The organism is Streptomyces boncukensis (assembly GCF_011045075.1).
GTDB classification, from domain to species: domain Bacteria; phylum Actinomycetota; class Actinomycetes; order Streptomycetales; family Streptomycetaceae; genus Streptomyces; species Streptomyces boncukensis.
Window position 1 is genome coordinate 1 of record NZ_JAAKZZ010000279.1, and the last position, 9,781, is coordinate 9,781.

At 75.5% G+C, this 9,781-nt stretch carries 1 protein-coding gene; it reads left to right on the plus strand.

Annotation, left to right across the window (positions count from 1 at the left end):
- Nucleotides 1–9,781, plus strand: a 9,781-nt coding sequence (locus tag G5C65_RS23415; RefSeq protein WP_165300894.1) for a type I polyketide synthase, incomplete at both ends; no start/stop codon positions are given.

A 9,781-nucleotide genomic window follows, 5' to 3' on the forward strand; every position in this document is an offset into this window, starting at 1 on the left:
ATGGTGTCGCTGGCCGCCGGGCGCGAGACAGTCGGGGAGTTGATGTCCGGCAGGGCTGGTGGGGTGTCGGTGGCGGCGGTCAACGGTCCGTCCTCCACTGTGGTCTCCGGCGAGGCCGACGCGCTGGATGAGCTGATGGCGGAGTGTGAGCGGCGGGGGATCCGCGCGCGGCGTGTCGAGGTGGACTACGCCTCGCACTCCCCGCAGATGGAGCAGTTGCGCGAGCGGATCCTGGCGGATCTGGACGGGCTGTCGGCGGTGGCCGGGTCGGTCCCGATGCGCTCGACGCTGACGGGTGCCGTGGTCGAGGGTCCGCTGGATGCGGCGTACTGGTTTGAGAACTTGCGTTCCACGGTGGAGTTCGAGGACGCGGTCCAGTCGCTGCTGGCGCAGGGGATGCGTACGTTCATCGAGGTGAGCGCGCATCCGGTGCTGACGGTCGGTATCGAGGAGACGGTGGAGGCGTCCGGCGGCGAGGCCGCTGTGCTGGGCACCCTCCGCCGCGATGAGGGCGGTATGCGGCGTCTGCTGTCCGCCTTCGGTGAGGCGTGGAGGGCCGGAGCCGATGTCGACTGGTCCACTGTGCTCACCGGCCGTCAGGTCCCGCTGCCGACCTACGCCTTCCAGCACCAGCACTACTGGCTCGACGCACCGTCACCGTCCGCACCGGGCACGGCTCAGTCGGCCGACCCGGCCGAGTCCCGGTTCTGGGACGCCGTCGAAAGCGAAGACCTCGACGAGGTCGCCGACGCCCTGCAGCTGTCCGACGCACCGCAGCTGCTGGGCTCGGTGGTGTCGGCGCTGGCGTCGTGGCGCCGGGAACGGCGGCAGCGCTCCGTCATCGACACCTGGCGCTACGAGGCATCCTGGAAGCCGCTTACCGAGCTGCCGACGACGAGCCCGCTGTCCGGCACCTGGCTCGTCGCCGTCCCCACCGTCCCCACCGCCCTCGCCGACACGGCCCGCTCCGCCGTGACCGCGCTCCGGCACGCCGGCGCCGACGTCGTCGAGCTCACCCTCGACACCGGGGAAACCGACCCCGACCCCGGCGCGCTCGCCGCCCGCATCCGCGAAGCGTCCGACCGGAACCCGGCCGGCGTATTCAACCTCGCCGCACTCGCCGACGAGGGCCTGTCCACCGCCGCGCTCCCGGCCGGGGCCGCGGCCACCCTGACCCTCGTGCGAGCCCTCGGCGTCGCCGACCTCGACGTCCCGGTGTGGACCGCCACCCGAGCCGCGGTCTCGACCGGCCGCTCCGACCGGCCGGACAACCCGGTCCAGGCCCAGCTGTGGGGCCTCGGCCAAGTCGTCGCGCTCGAACACCCGCGTCGGTGGGGCGGGCTGATCGACATGCCCGCCACCCTCGACGCACGGACCGGCGGACGGCTCGCCGCCCTCCTCGCCGGCGGCACCGGCGAGGACCAGGTCGCGCTGCGCCCCTCCGGCGCCTACGCCCGTCGGCTGCGGCGCGCGCCGCAGCAGGAGCGGACCGCCGAGCGGTGGCAGCCGGGCGGCACCGTGCTGGTCACCGGCGCCGACGGCCCGCTGGGCGCGCACGCAGCGCGCTGGGCCGCCGACCGGAACCCGTCCCGACTGCTGCTGGTCAGCGACAACGGGCTCGACGACCCGGCCACGGCGGAGCTCGCTGCGGAGCTGACCGGCGCCGGTGTCCCGGCGTCGGCCGTCGCCTGCCCCGTGACAGAGCCGCACGCCGTCGAGGAGCTGCTGGCCGCGATACCGGCCGAAGACCCGCTGTCCGCCGTGGTGTTCACCGCCGGGGTGCCGGCCACCGACACCGTCGACGAGACCGGCCCCGAAGCGTTCCACCAGGCGCTGGCGGGCAGGGTCCTCGGCGCCACGGCCGTGCACCGCGCCCTCGGCGACACCCGGCTGGACGCCTTCGTCCTCTTCTCCTCCGTCGCCGGAACGTGGGGCGGTGCCGGTCAGGGCGCCTACGCGGCTGCCAACGCCTATCTGGACGCGCTCGCCGGGTTCCGCCGGTCCCGCGGCCTGCCCGCGACCTGCGTCGCCTGGGGCCCCTGGGCCGACGACGCCCCCGCCCCCGACGGCCACGGCCCCGACCACCTGCACCGGCGCGGTCTGAGCGGGATGGCGCCCGGAATGGCGCGGGCCGCGCTGGACCAGGCCGTCGACCACGGTGACGGGTGTGTCGTGGTCGCCGACATCGCGTGGCCGGCGTTCGCCGCCGCGTTCACCTCGGCGCGGCCGAGCCCGCTCCTCGCGGATCTGCCGGAGCTGCGGCCCGCGGCGCCGCCGGAGCCGCCCGGCCGGCACGCCGAGCCGGACCTGGCCCGCCGTGTCGCGTCCCTGACCGCAGCCGAGCGCGAGCACGAGATGCTCGCCGCGGTCCGCGCCCAGGTCGCCGCGGTCCTCCGCCACGGCGACCCGGAGAGCGTCGAGCCGGGCCGCTCGTTCAAGGACCTCGGCTTCGACTCGCTGACGGCCGTCGAGCTCGGCAGGCGGCTGCGGGTCGCGACCGGACTGGCGTTGTCCACCACGGCCGTCTTCGACTACCCGAGCGCGCAGCTCCTGGCCGGCCACCTGGCCCGCGGCCTCACCGACGCGACCGACACGACCGACACCGCCGACGCCGCTGGCCTCACCGGCACCGCCGTCCCGGCGGCCATGGCCGCGCCCGGCGCCGACGACCCGATCGTCATCGTCGGCATGAGCTGCCGGTTCCCCGGCGGGGCCAGCAGCCCGGCGCTGCTGTGGCGGCTGCTGTGCGACGGCGACGACGCGATCACCGACTTCCCCGCCGACCGGGGCTGGGACGTCGACGCGCTCTACGACTCCGACCCGGACCGCCAGGGGACGACCTACACCCGCCGCGGCGGGTTCCTGAGCGATGCCGGGGACTTCGACGCCGAACTGTTCGGCATCTCCCCGCGTGAGGCGCTGGCCATGGACCCGCAGCAGCGGCTGCTGCTGGAGGCGTCCTGGGAGGCGCTTGAGGACGCCGGCGTCGACCCGGCCGCGATCAAGGGCGTCCCCGGCGGCGTCTTCATGGGCGTCATCGCCTCCGGCTACGGCCGCGCAGCCCGGCTGCCGGACGGCATCGAAGGGCACGTCCTCACCGGCACCGCCACCAGCGTCGCGTCCGGCCGCCTCGCCTACACCTTCGGGCTCGAAGGCCCGGCGGCCACCATCGACACCGCCTGCTCGTCCTCCCTGGTCGCGCTGCACCTGGCCGGCCAGGCGCTGCGCAGCGGCGAGTGCACCGTCGCGCTGGCCGGCGGCGTCACGGTGATGGCGACACCCGATGCGTTCGTCGAGTTCAGCAGGCAGCGGGGCCTGGCCGCCGACGGCCGCTGCAAGCCGTTCTCGGCTGCCGCCGACGGCACCAGCTGGTCCGAGGGGGCCGGTGTCCTGGTGCTGGAGCGCCTCTCGGACGCGCGCCGCCACGGGCACCGGGTCTGGGCCACGCTGCGCGGCAGCGCCGTCAACCAGGACGGCGCCTCGAACGGGCTCACGGCCCCCAACGGGCCCGCCCAGCAGCGCGTCGTCCTGCAGGCTTTGGCGAACGCGCGGCTCGCCCCGGCCGACGTGGACGCCGTCGAGGCGCACGGCACGGGGACCCCGCTGGGCGATCCGATCGAGGCGCAGGCGCTGCTGGCCACCTACGGCCAGGACCGTGGCGAGGACGCCGAACCACTGTGGCTCGGCTCGCTCAAGTCGAACATCGGCCACACCCAGGCCGCCGCGGGCGTCGCCGGCGTGATCAAGATGGTGCTGGCCATGCACCACGGCACACTGCCCCGCACCCTGCATCTGCGGGAGCCGACCGACCACGTCGACTGGTCCGCCGGTACCGTCGTGCCGCTGGCCGAGGGCCGGGCCTGGCCCGCTGCCGACCGGCCGCGCCGGGCCGGTGTGTCGTCGTTCGGCGTCAGCGGCACCAACGCCCACGTCATCCTGGAACAGGCCCCGCCGGTGCCCGCCGGGGCCGACACCGCTCCCGACACCGCTCCCGACACCGCTCCCGGCGCAGTGCCGGACACCGCCGTCGCCGAACCGCCCTCCCGCGCACCGGTGCCCTGGCTGGTCTCGGCGGCCGGCCCGGCCGCGCTGCGGGCGCAGGCGGCCCGGCTCCGGGAGTTCGCCGCCGACGGCCGCGACCTGCCCGGCGTCCACGACATCGCCTACTCGCTGGCGGCCACCCGTACCGGGCTGGCACACCGTGCCGTCGTACTCGCCGACGACCGTGAGGCGCTGCTCGCGGGCCTCGACGCGATTGCCGCGGGGCGGCCCGATCCCGCCGTCGTCACCGGCACCACCGGGCACGGGCGGATGGCGCTGCTGTTCTCCGGCCAGGGCGCGCAGCGCCCCGGCGCGGGCCGCGACCTGTACCGCGCCTTCCCGGTCTTCGCCGACGCGCTCGACGCCGTCTGCGCCCGCATCGACCCGCACCTCGACCAGCCGCTGCGCGAGGTGCTGTTCGCAGAGCCCGGCAGCGAAGCGGCGGCCCTGCTCGACCAGACCGCCTACACCCAGACCGCCCTGTTCGCCCTCGAAGTCGCGCTCTTCCGGCTACTGGAGTCCTGGGGCGTACGTCCCGACTACCTCCTCGGCCACTCCGTCGGCGAACTCGCCGCCGCGCACGTCGCCGACGTCCTCTCCCTCGACGACGCCTGCACCCTGGTCACGGCCCGCGCCCTGCTGATGGCCGAACTGCCGCCCGGCGGCGCGATGCTCGCCGTCGCCTCCACCGAGGCCGAGGCGAACGAGGCTCTCGTCGCCTACGAGGGGCGGGTCGACGTCGCGGCCTTCAACGGCCCGTCAGCGCTGGTGATCTCGGGGGACGAGGACGCCGTCGCGGAGCTCGCCGCGCGCTGGACCCTCTCCGGCCGCAAGGCGACCCGGCTGCGGGTCTCGCACGCGTTCCACTCCTCGCGGATGAACCCGATGCTCGAACGGTTCGCCGCGGTCGCCTCCACCGTGACCTTCGGGCCGCCGAGCATCCCGATCGTGTCCAACCTGACCGGCGCTCCCGTGCCCCTTGAGGAGATCTGCTCGCCGGCCTACTGGGTGCGGCACGTGCGCCACGCCGTCCGGTTCGCCGACGGCGTGTCCTGGCTGGCCGGCCACGGCGCCACCCGGTTCCTGGAGATCGGCCCGAGCGCCGTGCTCAGCGCGATGGCCCAGCACACCCTCGCCGAGCGGGACGACGCCGAGACGATGGCGGTCGCCCCCGCGCTGCGCGACGACCGCCCCGAGGTCGCCGCGCTGCTGCACGCGGTCGCCACCGGCTGGACCCGCGGCACCGGCACGGATTGGACCGCGGTGCTCGCCGACCGGGGCGGCGAGCGCATCGACCTCCCCTTCTACGCGTTCCAGCGGGAGCGGTACTGGCTGCGGTCGGCGCCCACGGCCGGCGACGCCGGCGCGTCCGGCCAGCTGAGCACCGACCACGCCGTGCTCACCGCGGCGGTTCCGCTGGCCGAGGACGGCGGCCTGGTCCTCACCGGACGCCTGTCGCGGTCCGCGCAGCCCTGGCTCGACGACCACAAGGTCCTCGACACCGCGATCCTGCCCGGCACGGGCTTCGTCGAGCTGGCCCTGCGCGCCGCGCGGGAGGCCGGCTGCGGCACCATCCGCGAGCTGACCCTGCACGAGCCCCTGCCCCTCCCCGCAACCGGCGGCGTCCGGGTCCAGGTCCGGGTGGGCCTCCCGGCCGGGACCGGCGACCGCGAGGTGTCGATCCACTCCCAGCCCGAAAACGGCGAAGGCGGCCAAGGTGGCGAAGGCGGGTGGCTCCGCCACGCCTCCGGCCTGCTCGAAACCGCGGCCGAAGCGCCCCGTTTCGACCTGTCGGCCTGGCCGCCGGCCGACGCCGAACCGGTCGACCTCGACGGCTACTACGACGCCACGCTGGCCGACGCCGGATACCACTACGGACCGGTGTTCCGTGGCCTGCGCCGCGCCTGGCGGGCCGCCGACGCCGTCTACGCCGAGATCGTCCTGCCGCCGACGGCCGCACCGGACACCGCCGGGTTCGACCTGCACCCCGCCCTCCTCGACGCCGCGATGCACGCCACGACCATCGGCGGCTTCCTCGACGACACCGGTGCCACCCCGCTGCCGTTCCTGTGGTCCGGCGTGACACTTCTGGCCACCGGCGCGTCGGCGCTGCGCGTGCGGCTGGCCGGCGCCGGTCCCGACGCCCTGTCGATCCGGGCGGCCGACAGCACCGGCCGCCCGGTCGCCGACGTGCGGTCGCTGACCCTGCGCCCGGCGCGGACCGGGCAGCCGACGGCGGCCCGCGCGATCCGCTCCTCGCTGTTCGCCGTCGAGTGGACCGCGCTGCCGGACGGCAACGGCACCGGCACCGGCCAACCGGCCGACGTGGGCATCCTTCCCGACGGGCCGGGCACCGAGGCCCTCGACGCGGCCACCGCCGGCCTCGTCGTGTGCCCCCTCGACCCGGCCGGCGGCGACATCGCCGAGCACGTCCACGAGACCACCTCCGCCGTCCTCGGGCTGATCCAGCGCTGGCTGGCCGGCGGACGGTCGGCCTCGTCCCGGCTCGTCTTCGCCACCCGGGGCGCCGTGGACACCGGCCCGGGCGACGACGGTACGGACCTCGCCGGCGCCGCCGTCTGGGGACTGATACGCACCGCGCAGTCCGAGAACCCGGACCACTTCGTCCTCCTCGACACCGACGGACCCGTCGACGGCGACCTGGACTGGACCGCCGTCCGCGACGCCGTCGACCACGGCGAGCACCAGCTCGCGCTGCGCGCCGGCGAACTGTGCGCACCCCGTCTCGTCCGGATGCCCGCACCCGACGGCCTGCCGCTCCCGGAGGACGCGCAGGACTGGCGCCTCGACACCACCGGTCCCGGCACCCTGGAGAACCTGGCCCTGGTGCCCGCCGACCCCTCCCCGCTGGAGCCCGACCAGGTCCGCGTGGCCGTCCGCGCGGCCGGTCTCAACTTCCGGGACGTCCTCATCGGCCTGGGCATGTACCCGGAACCGGCCCCGATGGGCGCCGAGGCGGCCGGCATCGTCGTCGAGACCGGCCCCGACGTCACCGACCTGGCCCCCGGCGACCACGTCTTCGGCCTCGTCCCCGCCGGCCTCGGCAGCGTCGCCACCGCTCCGCGGGCCCAGCTTGCCCGCATCCCGCGGGGCTGGTCGTTCAGCCAGGCCGCGACCGTGCCCGTCGCGTTCGTCACCGCGTACTACGGACTCGTCGACGTCGCCGGGGCCCGGCCCGGCGAATCGGTCCTCGTGCACGCCGCGACCGGCGGCGTGGGCACCGCCGCCGTCCAGCTCGCCCGCCACCTTGGACTCGACGTCTACGGCACCGCCAGCCCCGCCAAGTGGGAAGCGCTGCGCGCGGCCGGCCTCGACGACGAGCACATCGCGTCCTCCCGCACCACCGGCTTCGAGACCCGGTTCCGGACCGCCACCGGCGGACGCGGCATCGACATCGTCCTCAACGCGCTCGCCGGCGACTTCCTCGACGCCTCCCTGCGCCTGCTCGCCCCCGGCGGCCGGCTCGCCGACATGGGCAAGGCCGACCTGCGGGACCCCGCCCGAGTGGCCGCCGACCACCCCGGCGTCCGCTACCGCTCCTTCGACCCCACCGAGGCCGGCCCGCGGCGGCTCGGCGAGATCCTGACCGAGATCCTCGCGCTGTTCGACCGTGGCGCCCTGGAGCTGCCCCCGGTGACGGCCTGGGACATCCGCGACGCCGTCGCCGCGTTCCGCCACATCAGCCAGGCCCGCCACATCGGCAAGAACGTCGTCACCGTCCCGGCGGCCCTGAACCCCGACGGCACCGTCCTCATCACCGGCGGTACCGGCGCCCTCGGCGCCCACCTGGCCCGCCACCTCGTGGCCGAACACGGAGCCCGGCACCTGCTGCTGCTCAGCCGCAGCGGCCCCGCCGCGCCCGGCGCCGCCGAGCTCGTCGCCGACCTCGAACAGCTCGGCGCCCAGGCCACCGTGCTGGCCGTCGACGCCGCCGACCGGGCGGCCCTCGGCGCCGCGCTCGCCGACCTCCCGGCCGCCCACCCGCTCACCGCCGTGGTCCACGCCGCCGGAGTCGCCGAGGACGGCGTCCTCGAATCGCTCGACACGCAGCGGCTGCACGACGCCCTGCGGCCGAAGGTGGACGCTGCCGTCAACCTGCACGAGCTGACCGCCGGACACAACCTCGCCGCCTTCGTGCTCTACTCCTCCGTGGCCGCGCAACTCGGCCCGGCCGGCCAGGGCGGCTACGTCGCGGCCAACAGCTTCCTGGACGCCCTGGCCCGGTACCGGCGCGACCGAGGGCTGCCCGCGGTGGCGCTCGCCTGGGGCCTGTGGGCCGAGGCCAGCGGCGTCACCGGCCGGATGACCGACGTCGACCTGGCCCGCGCGTCCCGCCTCGGGGCGCCGATGTCGGCAGAACAGGGCCTGGCCCTGTTCGACGCGGCGAGCACCACGCACCGGGCGCACCTGGTCCCGGCGAACCTCGATGTCGCGGCCCTGGGCTCCGCGCCCGCGACCGTCCCGCGGATCCTGTCCGGCCTGGTCGGCCCCGCACCGCGACGGGCGGCGAACGACGGCGCCGCCGACGCCTCGTCCCTCAACCACCGCCTCGCCGGACGCCCGCGCGAAGAACAGCTCCCGCTGATCGTCGACGTCATCCGGACCCAGGTCGCCTTCGTCCTCGGCCACGCCTCCACCGACACCATCGAACCCCGCCGCGCGTTCAAGGACCTCGGCTTCGACTCGCTCACCTCGGTCGAACTCCGCAACCGCCTCGCCGCCGAGACCGGCCTGCGGCTCCCGGCCACCCTCGTCTTCGACTACCCGGCCCCCGCCCCGCTCGCCGAGTACCTGCTGGGAGAACTCGTCGGCCGCCTGGCCACGGCCACCGCGGCACAGACGGCAGAGACGGTATCGACGGCACGGACGGCATCGGGGCCGGTCGACGAACCCATCGCCATCGTCGGCATGAGCTGCCGCTACCCGGGCGACGCGGACAGCGCCGAGCAACTGTGGCAGCTGCTCACCGAGGGCACCGACGCGATGACCTCGTTCCCCACCGACCGCGGCTGGGAGGCGGACCTCGCCGACGCCCGCTTCGCCCTGCGCGGCGGTTTCCTCGGCACGGCGACCCAGTTCGACGCCGACCTGTTCGGGATCAGCCCGCACGAGGCCCTGGCCATGGACCCGCAGCAACGGCTGGCCCTCGAAACGATCTGGGAGGCATTCGAGGACACGGGCATCGACCCCGCCACCCTGCGGGGCCGGCAGGCCGGCGTGTTCCTCGGCGCAGGCGCCAGCCACTACGGCGTCGGCGCCGACCTCCCGCCCGAGGTCAAGGGACACGTCGTGTCCGGCTCGGCCACCAGCGTCATCTCGGGCCGCGCCTCCTACCTCTTCGGGCTCGAAGGCCCGGCGGTGACAGTGGACACGGCCTGCTCGTCGTCGCTGGTGGCCCTGCACCTGGCCGCACAGGCGCTGCGGTCGGGGGAGTGCGAGCTGGCTGTCGCGGGCGGGGTCACCGTCATGACCACGCCGACCATCTTCACCGAGTTCGAAGTGCTGGGCGGCGTGGCCGGCGATGGCCGGTGCAAGCCGTTCGCGGCGGCGGCGGACGGCACCGGCTGGTCCGAGGGCGCCGGCATGCTGGTCCTGGAGCGGCTGTCGGACGCGCGGCGCAACGGGCATGAGGTGTTGGCGGTGGTGCGGGGCAGCGCGGTGAATCAGGACGGTGCGTCGAACGGTCTGACGGCGCCGAGTGGTCCTTCGCAGCAGCGGG